We start from the raw sequence: 17879 nt of genomic DNA, 5'->3' as shown, positions 1-17879 counted from the left end.
ATATTGCTTTTGGGTATACTGCTTGTGGTTGCCTGTTTACCGCAATGAGTGATGTCATTTTATCGTCTAACGGAATAATTTAAATGTCTTCTCGGGGTTGTACAGGTGATTTTGCCGATGAACAGGAGTCAACAGGTAATCTTAATCGTATCGTGGAGAAAATTTAATTGTTCATTGTAACGCGAGAGAGCGGTGGATTGGAGTGAACAGATCGTATTATTGCTGGTTTCATTGGCGGCTAACGCCTTTTCAGCGCTAGCCGGAGGTGGGGCAGGATTGATTCAATTGCCTGCCTTGATATTTTTGGGACTGCCGTTTGGGATAGCGCTCGCCACCCATAAGATCGCCAGCGTTGCACTCGGGGTGGGAGCAACATTGCGTCACTGGCGGGAAAGGTCGCTCGATATTCGTTTTGCTATCTTAGTAATAGCTGCGGGCTTGCCTGGGGTAGTGGCGGGAGCAGCGGTAATTCTTAATGTGCCGGACCGCGCAGCACAAATGGCGTTGGGCATGCTGACGATAGGTATGAGTCTTTACTCATTTTTTACACCGCAACTCGGGGTAACGGCAGACTTGCGACATCGTGATCGGCCGGGGTACCTTGTCGGTGGTTTAGTGTTGTGTTTGATTGGTGTGCTCAATGGTTCATTGACCTCTGGGACGGGGTTGTTCGTGACGCTTTGGCTCGTTTACTGGTTTGGGCTGGATTACAAGCAGGCTGTGGCCTATACCCTGGTTTTGGTTGGATTGTTCTGGAATGGCGCTGGAGCGGTGACACTCGGTATGCTCGGTGAAATCAAATGGGACTGGCTGCCGGCGTTGTTATTGGGTTCGATGGTCGGCGGCTATCTCGGTGCACATTTCGCCATCGTCAAAGGTAATCGCTTTATCAAGCGTAGTTTTGAGATCGTGACTTTTTTGGTGGGACTGAGGTTGTTGGTTTAAATGGCAATGAATTCAACCTCAACCAGAATCAATATCGGTTTTGCATTGTAAGCGGTTATTTTTATAGTCTTGGAAGGTCTCGTATCCCGTCTTCTGGCAGTTTGGATTGGATCAATTGGTTAAAATTAGTGTCCTTGCCAACATAACAAACACTACACTGTATCTGTCGATTTTTTGCTGTGCGCCCTTTGGGTTAAAAGAGGATAATTGTTCTTTTAGCCAGGAAGATGAATCATGACGCAACTGACCCAGAGCGAGATCGAATCAATTGAAAATAAATTACGCCAACGTCAGCACGCACTGCTCGAAGAAATCCGTGCTGAGCTCGACGAGCGAGAAAATCAGCACCTAGCGGCCATAATGGACAATGACCCCGGTGATAGCTGTGATATATCGCTGGCTGATGTGCTGGCTGATCTGAACATCGTGCGGGTCGATCGCCAAATTAACGAATTGCGCGAGATTGAAACCAAATTAGCACAAGTCAGAGCAGGCAATCTGAATGAGTGTGCTGATTGCGGCATGGAAATCGGCTTGCAACGCTTGCTGGCTTACCCGACAGCTATGCGTTGTGTAAGCTGCCAGGAAAGGCATGAGCAGATGTATGCGCATGAGGGGCATCCGAGTCTCTGAGAAAGGCCGGGATAATGGCTAGGACAACATGAAAGAAGGCAGCGCCCAGAACCAGCTGGTTGAAGCATTGCTTGATCCCGGGTGTTATCCCCACCCGGTCAGGCATATTCAGCATGTGGAGACGCATATTTCCCATCTGCTACTCACAGGCGATTACGTTTACAAGTTGAAGAAGCCGCTGAATCTTGGCTTTCTTGATTTCAGCACGCTGGATAAGCGCCGCTTCTATTGCGAGGAGGAGCTGCGCCTCAACCGCCGGCTCGCGCCGGATGTCTATCTTGCAGTCGTCACCTTTAACGGAGAAGCAGCGGCACCCTGCATCAACGGCTCCGGCCCGGTGCTGGATTATGCCATCAAAATGCGCCAGTTTGATCCAGCGTCAACTCTGGACCGACTCGACGAGTTGGCGCAATTATCGCTGCAGCAGATCGATACGATTGCCAGCACCTTGGCGGTATTTCATGCGCATATCCCTTGCGTGCCAGACGATTCACCATGGGGCAGGGCGACAACCATCTGGCAGCCGGTTACCGAAAACTTTCAGCAGATCACGCTGCAGACTGGCAAGTATCCTGCAGCGCTTAACTGGCTGGAGGCTATTCAGCAATGGAGTGCAGCCGAGCACAGCAGGTTATTGCCTGATTTTGACAAGCGCCGCGCTCAGGGTCATGTGCGGGAATGCCATGGTGATTTACATCTCGGCAACATGGCGTGGGAAGCAGGGAAACTGCTGATTTTTGATTGCATTGAATTCAATCCGGCGTTGCGCTGGATCGATGTGATCTCAGAAGCCGCGTTCTGTTACATGGACTTGTTGTATCGTGATCATCGTGATCTTGCTTGCCGTTTTCTTAACCGTTACCTGGAGCGCACCGGTGATTATGTTGGCATAAAACTCATGCGTTACTACACGGTTTACCGCGCCATGGTGCGTGCCAAGGTTGCCTTTATCCGCGCAAGCCAGCCGCATTTGTCTAAAGAGCAAGTAGAACACGAAAAGCAGCAAGGGTTGGCGCATCTCCGGCTGGCTGATGGACTTACCCGGCCGGCTAAACCCGTGCTAATGATCACGCATGGCTTGTCAGGTTCAGGTAAGACCGTGTTTAGCCAGCAGTTGATCATGCAAATGGAGATGATCAGCCTGCGCTCCGACATCGAGCGCAAACGCCTGGCGGGACTGGATGCGCTGGCCAAAAGCGGCACAGTGGCTGAAAGGGGCATTTACAGCAGGGAGTTTTCCCGGCGCACCTATGCCCATCTGGCAGAGCTTGCCGAGACGCTGCTGAACTCAGGCTGGAACGTACTAATAGATGCTACTTTCATTGCGCGCTGGCAACGTGAATTATTCCAGCAGCTCGCTGCGCGTTGTGCAGTAGCATTTCATATCCTGGATTTTGCTGTGCCGGAAGCATTGCTCAGGCAGCGTGTTCAAGCCCGCAGCGTGGCAGGCAAAGATGCTTCCGAAGCGGATATCACCATTCTGGAGTTGCAGTTAAGAACAGCGGAGCCGCTAACGCCTGCTGAAATGCGTTGGATGGTGGCGGCGACCACTGTCGAAGCCGTGGTGGCACGATTAAAAACCGTTGACCATCTTTGACCGGGTCAAACGGTTAAGCAGACATGCTGCACCCGCAATCTATCGAACCTGGAGATGCCAGTTTGGCAAAAGCTGCAGAAACACTTAGACGATATACTCGCTAGGTGAAAGAAAAAAAGCGTGATCCTTTCTTATCGAAGATGCATATGAATAAATAATATGCGGTAGCGTTTCCTTTACGCTCTGAGGGTATTTTCATGGTACCGGTCTGCGTATTTCACGGAACCAGATGCGGTATTGCTCCATTTTGGCGTGCTGTTCTGCGGGTGCGTGGCGGCGGCAGGTGGCATATTCTTCCGTGTTGGGTTTGGCGCCCCAGCGTTTTTCGGCGCAGTCATTGGGATTATAAGCCATTTCATAAGCCGGTTTGCGTGCCAGCACCTCAGCCACGGACAGCGTCCACGAACTGCCATCCGTGCGCGTATAACGGATGCTGCGCTCATGGATGCGTTTTGCGTGATGCTGCATGATTTCGACCTTGGCTTCTTCAGGATGCTGGCCATTCAGCACGAACAATGCGGGGTGGCGCACGATCTTGCCGGGCAAGTCATTTAGCACATTAATGGCAATGAGGAGGCGCATGTCGCGGGAAGGCGTGGAGTAATCCTCCCAAGGGCCGATAGTCTGAAAAATCGCCGCGCCGCGAGGCATGGGAATGACGCTGCCAGGGTATTTGCGGAAATACGTCTCGCCATTGTTCACTGAAATCACGCGGGTTTCGATTTGCTCGACCAAGGCGTCCAGGGCAGCTTCGTAAGCTTGCTTGGGATCAAGGCCGTTGGGATTGATGAGTTTGGCCAGCCTGGTATAGAAGTCATCAGGAGTGAACTGATCTTGTTCTAAGGAAAAGGGCGCGAAATCGGACTGGTCGATCAGTTCCTCGTTGGCAAGTGCTCGCCATCTGCCGGAGGCTGTGGGGACTAATGGCCGGAAAGCCTTGAAGCCTGGTCCGGCGCTTGTACTATTGGCGAACAGCATGGTGCCTTCCCATACGCGCTTGCGGTTGACCGTGTTGTCCGGCTGGGCGTCGACCGCCAGCAAACTGCCCGGGCGGCCTTCCGTCTGCGGCAGCCATTCAACCAGGACCAATACATGACCGTAGGGATCGGCATAAACCGTTCCCGGCCAGAGTGTTTCGCGGCTGAGCGAGATGGGATACAGATCAGTGGATTCGTTCTTAAGCCCGGTGCGCAACGAGCCAGAATGAACCGTATTCACCAACTGCCGGCTGATTTTCCTGAAGCTGGCCTGCGAATTGATGCCGTGGGTAAATTCGGTCTTGACGGTGGCTGCGCTGCAGTGCGGTGGCATCTTGGCCGAACCACGGTTGCAGGCGCGGAAGGCGATTGGCAAACTGATCTTCCAGGCAAAATAAGCTCGCAAGGTATAGGGTAGGTCGGCGCAATCGGGAGTAAGCGGCAGGTTATCGTCTTCGTTGAGGCCGAGATGATTGTGCAGGAAGTTGCGCGCACTGTTGCGCAACACTGGCTGTAGGGAAGGGAAGCTGAGGTTTTCTTCAGGCGGTGCGCCAAACAATGTTTCGATCCAGGCGGAATAAAAGGCTTCAGTGGCAAGATCCCATGTTTGGGCATTTCTTACTGGTATGCTTGAATCGTCAATGGCGCGGCCAATGGCGAGGCGCTGGCACGCGATCAACCTGCCATCTCTGCTCGCTTCCACGCGATAATGTCCTTCGTTGAATCCTGTCAGTTCGGCGGCAAGACTCCAAGGCGGGCCGCCGCGGCGGTGGGCCGGCACAGGTACGCGTCGGCCTTGACTGTCGATCAGGGCGAGTTCCGACGCGGGACCGTTTGTGGACACGGCCATGATCTTGATTGGCCCATCGGCTTCGGGGTTGCGGGGCGAGATCCAGATATGCGCCTCGCTGATCTGGGCGCAGGCATCATCCTGAGCGAGCGCCACTGGCATGCTAATCCATGCCAGCAGGCAGGTGAGGAAATAGCCAACAGGGCCGGCTGGCCATGTTCCGAAGCATTGACGCCACTTTACTGCATGGGAGCGATTGGCTAAGCAGTATAAATGTAGCGCGCTTAATCTCAGGGCTATCCATCTGCTGTTTTGCGGTTTCTGCAGAGTTGATTTTGAAAAGCTTAGCGTCATCACTCATGAACTCCTTTACTCCAGGCTGGCGCTGTTTGAACGGTTACGCGAGTTTCGCTGCGATTACCTGCTGGTAGCGCCCATACAAAAGCTATTATCTGCCTGACAGCCGGCTTGTCTGGGACATGGCCTGATGGCGCGCGGCTTCGGACATTCCTTTGGCAGATTGTTTGGTGGCTGAGGTGGGCACATTACCTGGTAGCTGACTGCTTGCCGGTTTTGATTTAAGCGTATGGTTGAGATGATGCTGTCCTAACTGCTTCTTTCCCACGCGTCCATTTGCCGGTAGCTTGCTGCGTTCTTCAGCTTGTTTGCCGTTTCTGTCTGTCTTCAGGCCTTGGTTGTCAGCGCGGTGACGCTGCTTGGATGATCGTGCTGCCACCGTTTCCATTCTGACAGGTGCGACAAATCCTGCGACGGCTATTTTTGGAATCTCGCGTTTAATCAAACGTTCAATCCCACGAAGGTGCTTCATTTCTTCCTGATCTACCAGCGATATCGCTGCACCCGGGCTGCCTGCCCGGCCCGTGCGGCCGATGCGGTGCACATAGTCTTCGGGGACGTTCGGTAATTCAAAATTGACTACCTGCGGTAGCTGATCGATATCCAGGCCGCGTGCGGCGATATCGGTCGCTACCAGCACGCGTATTGATCCTTCCTTGAATTGGGACAAGGCTTTGCTGCGGGCGCCTTGACTCTTGTTGCCATGAATGGCGGCGGCCTCGATACCATCTTTGAGCAGCTTTTCTGTCAGGCGATTGGCGCCATGCTTGGTACGGGTAAAAACCAGCACTTGCTGCCAGTTATGCTGCTTGATCAGATGGCTCATCAGCTCACGTTTATGGCTTTGATCCACTAAATGCACTGTTTGCTCGACCAATTCCGATGCAGTGTTGCGGCGAGCAGCTTCAACATAACCGGGGTTGTGCAACAGGCCAGCGGCCAGCGCCCTGATTTCATCAGAGAATGTGGCTGAGAACAGTAGGCTTTGCCTTTGTTTAGGCAGCAACGCAAGAATCTTCTTGATATCGTGAATGAAACCCATATCCAGCATGCGATCGGCTTCATCCAGCACCAGAATCTCAATGGCGGATAAATCCAGCGTTTTCTGCCCTGCATGATCGAGCAGACGGCCGGGGGTGGCCACCAGAATATCCAGAGGCTTGCGCAAGCGTGTGATTTGCGGATTGATATTCACGCCGCCAAATATCACGGTAGAAGTCAGTGGCAGATATTTGCCATAGGTTCCGACTGCTTCTTCTACTTGTGCAGCGAGTTCACGCGTAGGCGTCAATATCAGACAACGCGGGCGGCCGCCTGTCATAGCGGTAGATTTTCTGCGGCTCAGTAGCTGCAGGATGGGTAAAGTGAAACCTGCGGTTTTACCGGTACCTGTTTGTGCGCCAGCAAGCAGGTCGCCACCGCACAATATTTGTGGAATAGCTTTCACCTGGATGGGCGTCGGAGTGGTGTAGCCGGCGTCAGTAACGGCGCGTATGATGGGCTGAATTAGCCCCAGTGCTTCGAAGTCAAACGTGGTGAGGGTTGTAGTAAGGGGTGTTTCTGGTTTTTTTGATTCAACAGACAAGGGTATGCTCCTGCGACGGCCTGCTACTGATAAGTAGCACCAATCGAGGCAGACGAATAAAAGATCATGAGTGATCGACATCAGAAAATATCGAACTGATCAGGTAAAAGTAAGATCTCTGCACTGATTGGTTAGGTGCAGGAATCTCGCATTATACGGAGTTACGGAATAAAAATGGATGTTTATCAGATGAAAAGTGATCTCTTTATGCAGATAGAGAATCCGTTCCCACCAAGTGGAAAAGACACAAAATGTCTCGCTTTATCAGCATAGGAAAATGAAAGCAATGGACTTGCTTGCCCGACGAGAATATTGACAAAAATCAATATTCTGCCAATGCGCTTCTTCTATCCTTAACTAAGCATTATACCCCCGCTATTACTGCCGCTGATAAAAATCTCAGGAATACCGTCCATTGCGGCAGGGCAAATTTGGACGCTTCAGAATGATTAGGAAATACGCCAATAGGATTCGCATAGATTCAGCGTTGCATTCATTGCCTGCAATCTGAACTTGAAGATGGCCTTGAATCTGACGCGACCAGCTTATTGAAAAGGGAAGGAAGGTGAACCATTATCTCAATGCTGTGAATTTTCCAAGTGTGACAGAGGAAGAGAAGCAGGCCTTGATCAGATTGCTGGATGCGATTTTAACCAATGATTTCAAGGGTGAGATGCTGGACATGCTGGCCAGCTACCAGAAAGTTCTGGTAGACAATCAGCGGCGTGAAGAGTGGAATGGCGCGTATGAAAAATTGATGACACTGTTCAAATGTGGAAAAAGCATGCCTGTGGATGGGCCGATGATTGGTATTTCACTTTTCATCCGTGATAGCGATTATTTTAAGGAGGTGGCTAAAAAACACGGCTATAACCGGTCTATGCTGGCTCATATCAAGTGGATGGCGGCGCTGTGGAATGCTGCGTACGCATATAGGGGGTTCTGGGTGGGCAAAACCTTTGAGCCTCTTCGCCGAGAGGTCTTCGCTGTTAAATGTGGCAACAATCCAGAGATGATGGCAAGGTATCATCCAGCCAGCACTAGAATAGGTCGCAATTTTTTCCGCGAACCCTATCAAGCCAGTTTCTTGCAACGCCTTGGTTTGCCAGTGCTTACGCAGTTCTGGGCGTTGCAGGAGCGTCCTCTGGATGCAAATGCTTTGGGATTCGACAGCCAATTGCTTGCGACCAATCTCGCTAAAGAAAAAGCCATTCCCTATGTCAAGACCGGGGGGATTTTTCTGGCATTGCCGGGCAAGTCGGTCGCCGGGGAAATGAACGGCAAAGAAGTGTATCAACTGAACTACCGTTGGCATGAACTCCATCCGGTTTTTCCGATGACTTGCCTGATTGAAGAGCTAGTGCAGGTCGATGAGGGGATTTATCTGGGCCAACTGGTGATGGCGACTCATCATTACAGCTTGGGAACCCTGCGGTTGCACCTGTCAGGGCGGCCGTCTCAGGAATGGGAGGTGGGCGAGGCCTACACCGGGAACATGCAAATTGATTATGGTTATCAGAATATTGGCTTCTTTCTGATGATTGCCCCTGCTCTAGCCAAACAAGCCTTCACACAAGAAATTTTTGCAGACTTGCAATTGTGAGCCGGTAAGATGAGCTGGAACAGGCTCGGCGATGATAAATTGATCCTGCTACCACTAATTACTCCTGTTTCTGAAGATGTGGATTGAAGTCAAAGCATTAATAATTATCAGTAGAAAAGACTGAGTTGTTATTTTTTGCACGATAGGACAGAAAATGGTGATAGCAAAAAATTAACCTGATCCTTTGCTGCTATAAACAAAAGCAGCAAGGAGTGCCGTAAAACTCACGCAAGAACTGATATTCTAATTATATAATTCATGTATGATGAATAAAGGCTGTTTGCTGAAGCTAAAGCCAATGCGCTGAAGATTGCGTAGAGCAATGGTAGTTTGGTTTTTTTTGCGGCTATTTTCTGATCAGAAAGTAAATGTTCTGTTTTGTGAGGGCATGCAAAATGATTCTGAAAAATGAAAAACCCATTTTTGGTGAAAATCAAGACATGGTTAATCGACAAAAACCGCTTATCCTTATCACCGGGGCGTCGGGTAATATCGGAGGCACGCTCTGTGCAGCCTTGAAAAAAAATTACTACGTAGTCGGGCTTGATATCAAGCCATGTGAAAAAGCTGATGACAGTATCGAGTGTAATCTGTCAGCGGAAGATTCCGTGAAATCAGCTTTTAACAAAATACAGACACAGCATGGGCAGAAAATTGCTGCCGTTATTCATCTCGCTGCCTATTTTGATTTTACTGGCGAAAATAGCCCGCTTTATCAAAGCGTCACTATTGATGGCACTCGGCGACTACTTAAAGCGCTGCAGGGTTTTGAGACTGAACGCTTCATTTATTCCAGCACTATACTGGTTCATGAGCCAGGCGCGCCTGGCCGGAAAATCAATGAAGATACGCCTCTCAAACCCGGCTGGGCCTATCCTCAATCCAAAGCGGAAGCAGAAAAAATCATTAAGCAGCAGCACGGCAAGATACCCTATACCATTTTGCGGTTAGGTGGCGTGTATGACAACAATAGCGCAGTGCCGACATTGTCTCACCAGATTGCGCGCATTTACGAGCGCGACTTCAAAAGCCATCTTTATGCTGGTGATTTGATGGCCGGCCAGGCCTTTCTTCATAAAGAAGATATGGTGGATCTGTTCGTTCGGGTCGTGGATCGCCGCAAGCAATTGCCGAAAGCCAATATCATGCTTGCTGGCGAGCCCGAGGTGATGGGCTACCGGGAATTGCAAAATCGGATTGGCCATCTGATTTTCGGCAAGAAGGAGTGGCAAACGATAGATATTCCGGAGTTTGTCGCCAAATCCGGCGCATGGCTGGAGGAGCAAGCTGAACCCATCATTCCTGATGCAATTGATCAAGGCAAGAAACCTTTTATCAAACCCTTCATGATTGATCTGGCTTCTGATCATTATGATCTCGATAGCAGCCGGGCGCGAGAATTACTGGATTGGCAACCCAGACATCATATTTATGATGGCTTAAAAGATCTTATTGCCAGTCTGAAAAAAGATCCTGCCGGATGGTATCACAGGAATGGCATTCCGCTGCCGGACTGGGTGCAAACAGCGCAAGAAAAGCATAAGAATGCTGATCAGATCAGACACAAGCATGAAACAGAATTCCGCCGTCAACATAACGAAAATCTCTGGGCACATTTCCTCAATATGGGCCTGGCCTTCTGGCTCATGACTGCTCCTTTCATGATGGAATACCAATCGCAAGCCTTGGTCTGGAGCGATATTATTTCGGGTGTGGTGCTGCTGGTCTTATCATTTATGTCCTTGTCGTGGCGTTTTGCTTTGGTTCGCTGGCTGTGTGCTGCTGTGGGATTCTGGTTGCTGAGCGCGCCATTGATTTTCTGGGCGCCGACTGCAGCTGCTTATCTCAATGACACGATTATCGGCATGCTAGTCATGGGTTTTGCGGTGTTAACCCGGCCGGAACCAGGTGTTTCATCAGTTGCGGCACAAACCGGTCCGACGATACCGCCGGGTTGGTCCTACTCGCCTTCCAGCTGGTTTCAGCGCCTGCCGATCATCGTGCTGGCATTTATCGGTTTCTTTATCTCCCGCTATTTGTGCGCTTATCAGCTTGGTCATATCGATGGTGTATGGGAGCCATTTTTTGCCGGTTCAGCGCAAGATCCACGAAATGGCACGGAAGAAATTATCACTTCATCTATTTCTAAAGCATGGCCGGTGCCGGATGCCGGTCTGGGAGCGTTGACCTATGCATTGGAAATTCTGACTGGCATAATCGGTTCAGCAAGACGCTGGCGCACGATGCCATGGCTGGTGATATTATTCGGTATCATGATCGTGCCATTGGGCATTGTGTCCATTTTCTTTATCATCATTCAACCCATTCTGATCGGAACATGGTGCACATTATGCCTGATCGCTGCAGTGGCCATGCTGATACAAATTCCCTATTCCATTGATGAATTGATCGCAACGGGTCAATTTCTCTCCCGCAGAAAGAAGCAGGGACGCTCACTCCTGCGCGTGTTCTTCCAAGGGGATACAGATGAAGGAAAAGGGGAGTCAATTGAAGAAGATTTTGCGCAAAAACCAGCAAAAATCTTTAAGGAAGTACTGGGTGGCGGCGTGACGCTACCCTGGAACTTGGCGGCATGTATTCCCATTGGTATCTGGCTCATGTTTACTCGTGTCACCTTGGACGCAGGAACAAGCATGGCCAATGCAGATCATTTGATTGGCTCGCTGGTGTTGACTGTGGCCATCACTGCGCTGGCCGAATCGGGGCGCGCTACTCGCTTTTTCATCATGCCGCTTGGCACTGCTTTATTGGTTACCCCCTTCTTTTATGACACAAGTATGGTGTCGTTAATTTCCAGTATATTATGCGGCTTACTTTTAATCGCATTCAGTTTGCCGCGTGGCGCGATATATAACCGTTACGGAAACTGGGAGCGGTTTATTGTTTGAGCTATGGTGGTACCAATCTGCCGCTTTTATGAGAAATTCAGCATTCTGGCATGCTAAAAAGGTCATCAGAGATTTGAAGTTTCTGCGTGACATGTTTTTTCATCTGCTCACAAAAAGAGCTGCCCGCGAAAAGCCGTTGATCCGATACTCGGAACTGGGGAGTGTGGTGCCAGATTATGCCAGACCAGTCTGTTTCTTCTGCAACTATGACCAAAAAGACGTCATCAGGAAGAACGTATATCATTATCTTGGCGAGCTTATGCGTGCGGGATTCGATATTGTATTCATCAGTTCGAACAATACAGTCTCAGATACCGATCTGAAGAAACTGTCCAAGCTTTGTATAAGGATGATTGTACGGGAAAATAGAGGCTACGATTTTTACGGCTGGAAAATAGGGATGCAAGCGTATCCTTCATATCATGCGCACAGCGCGCTGCTGTTAGCGAATGACAGCGTGCTGGGGCCGCTTTTCAGTATGCAGCATATCATTGCGAAATTGGAGAATGTTGCTGCTGATATCGTCGCAATGACAGACTCTCTGCATTTTCATCCTCATCTGCAATCATACTTTCTCTATTGTAAAAAATCAGTCATTACCTCAAAAGAGTTCATCGAGTTTTTTAGCAAAATTGATGTATTGACATTTAAGATGGCGATAGTCAGAAAATATGAAGTCGGCTTTTCCCGGACTCTTGGCCGCCGCTTTAAACTATCAGCGCTTTATAGCCTGGAAAGCATTTTAAATCGGATACACCCTGAGAGGCCGAAGGACTGGATCGATGCAACTATCTATTTATGGGAACCTCTTATTTCTGAATTTAAATTTCCTTTTCTCAAAAAAAATCTCCTGATAAAAAGGGGAGTAAGCATAGAAGAAATTTCCCAAGTACTTGTCGGCAGTGATGCAAATTATACAGTCGATATGTTGACCGATTATATTGGGTCGCCTTAGCTAGGTACAGATGATAACGCGGAGACTGAATGGATGATACTTATGACAGATCAAGACTTCTTTTTGCTATGATCGATTTCATCAAGCAGGAATTGAATCACCCCATCATGGCATCTGCACCAAATTTTGCGCCATTCAGACCGGTGTAAAATCATACAGCCTGTCGTTCACACCCTGGTGCCACTACTTTCTGAAAAATTTGCATGAAAGCGTTGTTCTTTCTTCGTCATTATAATGATATCGATCATATTACCCCCGTCATATCCAAATGGATTGAAGCCGGTCACGCTTGCGATGTCATTCTGATCGGCAATCCTAAGTTTCGGAATGATTACCGCATTCAATATTTAAGCAAACTGGAGAACGTACGTGCTGCGCATATCCGTGAATTGTTGCCAGGAGTTGAATACGTTGGCTGGCGACTGCAGACACTGTTATTGAAGCGGAGCTTGCGGCGTTCAATGCTGGGGCCGCTTGCTGCTGCATTGAGCTGGATTTACGATGCTGATAAGCGGGAGCGACTGTGGCGAAGTACGGCACATCGCGTGCTCATGCATAGTTTTATAAACCTGGACAAAGGGGTGGTGGTGTTTGACTGGATTACAAGAAATTCGCCTGTTTGTCTGGAGTGGGTCGAAACGGTTGTATCCATGGCGCATGCCTTGGGTTTTGGAGCAGTATCGCTCCCCCACGGGGACAGTCCTCATGCCAATCAGTTGATACGGCATGGAGAGTGGCGTCTTCAGCCGGATAGTCAGTATGCTGCTGGCCGGATATTTGACAAACTGGTCGTGCCAAACGAATTATGCGCCAAGCGCTTTCACCCGTTCCTGCCTGCGCAGTCATTAGCCGTGCTGGGCTCGCCGCGTTACTGTGATGAGTGGTTAGCTAAATTGGCAGAGCTGTTACCACCTTCACCGCTAGCAAGCGCCAGCAATCAATTCAAAATTGTGATGTTCCTGAGAAAGGACGACTTTACCATCTTCTGGGAGGAAGTTGGTGAGGTGGTGCGGATGATTGCTGCTTTCCCGGGAATTGTATTGGTGATCAAGCCACACACGCGCGGCGGGCGGAAACAAGCTTTGACCAAGGATGCTTCACTGCAGCAATTGCCGAATGTAAGCATTGCTGAAGATAAAATTCACTCGATTCATCTGATGGACTGGGCGGATATCATTATCGATCTTGCCACTTCTGTGGTATTTGAAGCGATCAAAGCGAAGAAACCGGTGCTGGCGGCTGACTACTTGCATGCTGGCCGTTCTGCTGTCGCAGAGTTTATGCCCGAGACAGAGCTGCGTTGCCGCGATGACGTTTATCAAAAAATTGATAAGTTTCTTGCTGACGGCTGCAATTCTTTCTACGTAGAGGAACATCGATTGCGTTTTATCAAGGAAATGATCGATGGCCCCGATGCAGATGTGCTGCCGCATTATGTGAATTTGCTGGAAACGCAAGCGCAGATGAAATCGGTAAATAAAGGAACGATCGATATAATTTGAAGTGATCTCGGTTTGATCTTAAAATTAGTCAAATTGGAAGAACTGGCGAAATTTAGCGCTGTCTTTCATAGTTAGAAGATAGCCTAAAGATGAGATGGAGTGGTATGTATTATAGTCTGGTTTCTTACAATTTGATTAAGTTATCATGAGTGGTAGCTTGGAGCTATCCGCCGGCAAATCAATCGATGTCGTGATTCCGGTCTATAATGCCCCTAATTTGACGCGGCGCTGTATTGATTCCATTGTCACCTGCCTTAGCCAATCCATCAGACGCATCATCATTCAGGATGATGCTTCCGATCGTGAGACGCGTGAGATGCTGGATAGTCTGCCGTACGGTTGCGTTGATGTTTATCACGCGGAAAAGAATCAGGGCTTTGGTCTTTCAGTGAACGAGGCTGTCAGCCGATCTGACGCTTGCTATGTATTAATCCTCAATTCGGATACTGAAATAAGTCATGATTTCCTGCCATTGTTATGCGCAACGCTAGCAGCTGATCCTAGATTGGCAGCCATCATTCCTGCCGGTAACAGTTATGCCAAATATGATCTCGGGCGCTATGTGCTGCAAGAGGGTGGCTATATACCGACCTATTATCTTCGCGGACATGCCATACTGATCCGCCGTGACATTTTTCAGGAAATCGGAGGCTTCGATCCAGTGTTTGGACGAGGCTATTATGAAGACATCGATCTTGGCCGCCGGCTTGACCTTCGCGGTTGGCGCTTCGGTGTGCATCCTGGCGCCTGCATTTACCATAAGATGAAGGGCTCGTTCGGCAACGAACAGGCACAGAAACAACTCGCGCAGCGTAATCGTGCCTTATATCTTTCACGTTACCCTAAAGCGCGACAGAATATTCTGCTGTTCTCGACCGAATGGTCTCTTGCAGACTTTTCTCCGTCCATTCTTGCTGCAATTGAGAATGTGTTTCGCGAAGGAGGCTATGTGCACTGGTTTACACCGGCCATATCGCCCGCATTGCTGAGCCTGCAGATGTATAGTCAACCACTGCGCTTAAGCGCGGCGATCTGGATCACCCTTAGAAACTGGTGGCGTGCGGACAGGCGCATCTCGGCTATCTGGATGATGGACGGCATTCCACTTTTATTGCGCACCTTACTGATCGTTTGGGGTCGTGTGTTTGGGCTGGAAATAAAAGAGCTATCGCTTAAGCAAGTGATGACACCTAGCTGTTGAGTGAGGAAAAGGCGATGGGGAGGTCTGGAGGTAATTGCCGACGCATGGTATGAGCGGTAACCTGAAACCAATGCATTTTTTTGTGCTGCCAGCCGCTAAGTTGATCTATTTTTCCAGCGTGTCTGTGGCTGGGTTTGTGCAGATCCGGTGATAACCGACTGGGATGTTGCTATACTTGCCAGAGGGCCTCGTTTGATCGACACGCCAATAAAAGGTGGCACAGCCAAACTGTTGGCAGTTAATCTGAAATAGACATGTGTGATCAAGTATACTGCCTTGGAGGTGTATTCGTTATGCAAATGGGATCGGCTTACGAGATCTATTTTGGCGGGCCAGATCGGTCAGCGGGTTATCTACGCAATGTGCTGGCGCGGCATATCGCTGCTGTGCCGGCAGGCGGTGCCATTGACTGGGTTACTTATTATTTTCGTGATCTGGAGCTGGCAAGAGCGCTGCTCCAGGCTCACAGGAGAGGGGTCAGGGTGAGGGTATGCCTGGCAGGCAAACCCCGTGTTTCCGATGCCAATGATGAGGTGATCGCCATGCTTTCAGGGCCGGAAAGTCTGGGTGATGGCTTGCGCACTGTGACGATGGCGGGCATACCTTCCCCGCGCAAAAGAGCATGGAAACCGCAATTACATGAAAAGCTGTACTGTTTTTCACATCCGCAACCTGTTGCCTTCATCGGTTCGTTCAATCCATCAGGGAACCAGTTGGAAGAGAGGACGGATATCATTCGAGAGATTGGTGATCAGGATCAGGGTCATAATATGCTGATTGGATTGCGTGAGCCATTGCTGGTTGAGCAATTGGTGCAACATGCTCAGCAACTGCACCAAAAACCGCCAGGACTGCTTTATCGATTTTCTGCAAATGCAAACCGCATTATCAAAGGTATTGACACCACTATTCACTTTTTACCCAGCATGCGTCCTCATCCTGTAATGCAATTCCTGCGCCAGGTGGGTAAAGGTGCGCATGTCCGCATTGCTGCCTCGCATATCAGAACGAAACGGGCAGTTGATGTGATGGTCGAGCTTGCCAAGCGGGGTGCAATGGTGGAAATTATTGCAGAACCCACGCTCAGGCGCGTTACGCCAGGCGTAGAACAACACTTAATTGCAGCCGGCATCCGCTTCAAGCGGAGTAAAAATGACGATAATTTCCCCATGCATCTTAAGTTTGTGCTGGTGGAAGAACGAAATCAGAATTGGTCCATTTTCGGTAGTTTTAATTGGACCAATCCTTCATTCTGGCTAAATCACGAGATTATCGCCATTTCAAATAATCCTCAGGTTTTCGGCGCTTTTTCCGATCGTTGGAGAATACTGGAAAATAACCAAGCCATCACACCACCAACATCCGATGGATTTAGTTTAATGGCAGTTTAATTATTTGATTTGGGCGCTATTCATATGAACAATCAAGCTTCAACATTGATTATTCCTGTTGAGAGCCAGGTTCGCGAACTGGATGCAAAAATCCTTTTGTCCTGTGTTGCAGCCGAGCGCGGTTTTCCGGTCATCATGGGTTCCCGCGCGTATACACATTTCCAAGTGGCTTCGATTCCACGCGGGATTTACTTAGCGAAAAGCATGCGCAGCATGAGTGACTCGATGTTCAGGATTTTGCGGCAGCTTGGCTATGAGATCGCTGCATGGGAAGAAGAGGCGCTGGTCCATCCACCGGCGGATACCTATTTTTCTCTGCGGCTGTCGCCCGGGACCATTAAAAAGGTATCGCATGTATTTGCCTGGGGTCAGGAGAATGTTGATTTGCTTCAGCAGTATCCTGCACTGCCAGAGAATATGCCTATCCATATCACCGGAAATCCGCGCGGTGATATGCTGCGGCCAGAAATTCGGCCTTACTTTGCTCCTGAGGTTGCAAGGTTGCGTAATCTTTATGGGGATTTTATTCTGGTCAACACCAATTTTAGCGATGTTAACCCGTATATTCCTCATGTGGGTCTTTTTTTGCCGACAAAAGATCAGTCAAAACCAGCGCCGCTTGGCCAGTCTGGCATTGGCATGAGCAGGAAATTTGCTGAAGGGTTGCATGATCATAAATTGGCGATTCTAGAGGATTTCAAGCAGCTCATTCCTCTGCTTGAACAGGTATTTCCCGGAGTAACTATTATTGTTCGACCTCATCCGAGTGAAAGCTATCAGATTTACCATGAGATTGCTGCTAAGTGCCAGCGGGTAATCATAACCAATCAAGGCAATGTTATTCCCTGGTTACTCGCTGCCAAGGCAATGTTGCACAATGGATGCACGACCGGTCTGGAAGCTTATGTATTAGGGATTCCTGCTATTTCTTATTTGGCGACATTGAACGAATATTACGACTATGATTTTCAAGGCTTGCCTACCAAGCTCAGTCATCAATGTTTCAATTTCCAGGAATTGGCAGATACTTTGGCGCGCATTCTTGCGGGTGAGTTGGGAGTGGCCCAGAGCCAGGAACGCCAGGATCTGATTGATTACTATTTGGCGGCACAAGACGGTCCATTCGCTTGCGAGCGGATTGTTGATGTTCTGGAAGCAAGCGGTTACAGAAAAAAACAGCCACCAGCCAGGCCAATCGGCACCTATCTTCAAGGGTGGTTATTTACCAAGCTAAAAGCTGCTGCGACGAGCCTCTATATGCGTCGCCCAGGTCCTAATCGGCTGGCTTACCACAATCACCGTTTTCCTGAAATCTCAGTAGCCGAAATTGAGCAGAGAATCACGCGCTTTGGTGAGCTTTTGAAACGCTTTGATACTATTAAAGTTGAGCCATATGCAAAGCATGTGTTCAAGATCAGTGCTTAAAATCGCTGC

At 49.4% G+C, this 17879-nt stretch carries 13 protein-coding genes; 11 read left to right on the top strand and 2 right to left on the bottom strand.

The window, feature by feature from the left end; all coding sequences use genetic code 11:
- The first annotated feature begins 192 nt into the window (after nucleotides 1-192).
- The 3 genes from J5I83_RS05185 (at nucleotide 193) to J5I83_RS05175 (ending at nucleotide 3175) form a co-directional block, all read left to right on the top strand.
- Nucleotides 193-945, top strand: coding sequence for a sulfite exporter TauE/SafE family protein (locus J5I83_RS05185; protein ID WP_304053849.1), 753 nt, complete (start codon nucleotides 193-195; stop codon nucleotides 943-945).
- A 234-nt stretch (nucleotides 946-1179) separates the two neighbouring features.
- The gene (locus J5I83_RS05180) at nucleotides 1180-1578 is read left to right on the top strand and encodes a TraR/DksA family transcriptional regulator (RefSeq protein ID WP_304053847.1); all 399 of its coding nucleotides are present in this window, start codon (nucleotides 1180-1182) and stop codon (nucleotides 1576-1578) included.
- Nucleotides 1579-1606: 28 nt separating this feature from the next.
- Nucleotides 1607-3175, top strand: coding sequence for a bifunctional aminoglycoside phosphotransferase/ATP-binding protein (locus J5I83_RS05175; RefSeq protein ID WP_304053846.1), 1569 nt, complete (start codon nucleotides 1607-1609; stop codon nucleotides 3173-3175).
- Between the two features lie 195 nt (nucleotides 3176-3370).
- On the opposite strand, the gene J5I83_RS05170 is transcribed toward J5I83_RS05175, so the two are convergent.
- Nucleotides 3371-4933, bottom strand: a complete 1563-nt coding sequence (locus J5I83_RS05170; protein ID WP_304053844.1) for a hypothetical protein — start codon at nucleotides 4931-4933, stop codon at nucleotides 3371-3373.
- 15 nt (nucleotides 4934-4948) lie between these two features.
- On the opposite strand from J5I83_RS05170, the gene J5I83_RS05165 reads away from it, so the two are divergent.
- Entirely contained in the window at nucleotides 4949-5206 is a 258-nt protein-coding gene (locus J5I83_RS05165; protein WP_304053842.1) for a hypothetical protein, read from the top strand.
- Nucleotides 5207-5390: 184 nt separating this feature from the next.
- Here J5I83_RS05165 and J5I83_RS05160 read toward each other — a convergent pair whose 3' ends face one another.
- Entirely contained in the window at nucleotides 5391-6815 is a 1425-nt protein-coding gene (locus J5I83_RS05160; protein WP_304053893.1) for a DEAD/DEAH box helicase, read from the bottom strand.
- 634 nt (nucleotides 6816-7449) lie between these two features.
- On the opposite strand from J5I83_RS05160, the gene J5I83_RS05155 reads away from it, so the two are divergent.
- From J5I83_RS05155 to J5I83_RS05125, 7 genes are all read left to right on the top strand, one after another.
- Nucleotides 7450-8487 carry a hypothetical protein gene (locus J5I83_RS05155; RefSeq protein WP_304053840.1) on the top strand — a complete coding sequence of 346 codons (1038 nt, stop codon included), beginning with the start codon at nucleotides 7450-7452 and terminating at the stop codon, nucleotides 8485-8487.
- Nucleotides 8488-8882: 395 nt separating this feature from the next.
- Nucleotides 8883-11396: a vitamin K epoxide reductase family protein gene (locus tag J5I83_RS05150; RefSeq protein ID WP_304053839.1), complete on the top strand. Its 2514-nt coding sequence runs from the start codon at nucleotides 8883-8885 to the stop codon at nucleotides 11394-11396.
- 28 nt (nucleotides 11397-11424) lie between these two features.
- Nucleotides 11425-12351 carry a rhamnan synthesis F family protein gene (locus J5I83_RS05145; RefSeq protein WP_304053837.1) on the top strand — a complete coding sequence of 309 codons (927 nt, stop codon included), beginning with the start codon at nucleotides 11425-11427 and terminating at the stop codon, nucleotides 12349-12351.
- Between the two features lie 203 nt (nucleotides 12352-12554).
- The gene (locus J5I83_RS05140; protein ID WP_304053835.1) at nucleotides 12555-13853 is read left to right on the top strand and encodes a 2-hydroxyacyl-CoA dehydratase family protein; all 1299 of its coding nucleotides are present in this window, start codon (nucleotides 12555-12557) and stop codon (nucleotides 13851-13853) included.
- Nucleotides 13854-13998: 145 nt separating this feature from the next.
- Nucleotides 13999-15054 carry a glycosyltransferase family 2 protein gene (locus tag J5I83_RS05135; protein ID WP_304053833.1) on the top strand — a complete coding sequence of 352 codons (1056 nt, stop codon included), beginning with the start codon at nucleotides 13999-14001 and terminating at the stop codon, nucleotides 15052-15054.
- Between the two features lie 254 nt (nucleotides 15055-15308).
- Nucleotides 15309-16445, top strand: a complete 1137-nt coding sequence (locus J5I83_RS05130; RefSeq protein ID WP_304053831.1) for a phosphatidylserine/phosphatidylglycerophosphate/cardiolipin synthase family protein — start codon at nucleotides 15309-15311, stop codon at nucleotides 16443-16445.
- A 24-nt stretch (nucleotides 16446-16469) separates the two neighbouring features.
- Entirely contained in the window at nucleotides 16470-17870 is a 1401-nt protein-coding gene (locus tag J5I83_RS05125; RefSeq protein WP_304053829.1) for a surface carbohydrate biosynthesis protein, read from the top strand.
- The last annotated feature ends 9 nt before the right edge of the window (nucleotides 17871-17879 follow it).

The organism is Nitrosomonas communis, assembly GCF_024102715.1.
Taxonomy (GTDB): domain Bacteria; phylum Pseudomonadota; class Gammaproteobacteria; order Burkholderiales; family Nitrosomonadaceae; genus Nitrosomonas; species Nitrosomonas communis_B.
This window is presented reverse-complemented; position numbering and strand designations above follow the sequence as displayed.

Excerpts from the sequence above, each read along its gene's own strand:
- J5I83_RS05180 (WP_304053847.1), top strand. The coding sequence starts at position 1,180 with ATGACGCAACTGACCCAGAGCGAGATCGAATCAATTGAAAATAAATTA.
- J5I83_RS05175 (WP_304053846.1), top strand. The coding sequence starts at position 1,607 with ATGAAAGAAGGCAGCGCCCAGAACCAGCTGGTTGAAGCATTGCTTGAT.
- J5I83_RS05150 (WP_304053839.1), top strand. The coding sequence starts at position 8,883 with ATGATTCTGAAAAATGAAAAACCCATTTTTGGTGAAAATCAAGACATG.
- J5I83_RS05145 (WP_304053837.1), top strand. The coding sequence starts at position 11,425 with ATGAGAAATTCAGCATTCTGGCATGCTAAAAAGGTCATCAGAGATTTG.
- J5I83_RS05140 (WP_304053835.1), top strand. The coding sequence starts at position 12,555 with ATGAAAGCGTTGTTCTTTCTTCGTCATTATAATGATATCGATCATATT.
- J5I83_RS05135 (WP_304053833.1), top strand. The coding sequence starts at position 13,999 with ATGAGTGGTAGCTTGGAGCTATCCGCCGGCAAATCAATCGATGTCGTG.
- J5I83_RS05130 (WP_304053831.1), top strand. The coding sequence starts at position 15,309 with ATGTGTGATCAAGTATACTGCCTTGGAGGTGTATTCGTTATGCAAATG.
- J5I83_RS05125 (WP_304053829.1), top strand. The coding sequence starts at position 16,470 with ATGAACAATCAAGCTTCAACATTGATTATTCCTGTTGAGAGCCAGGTT.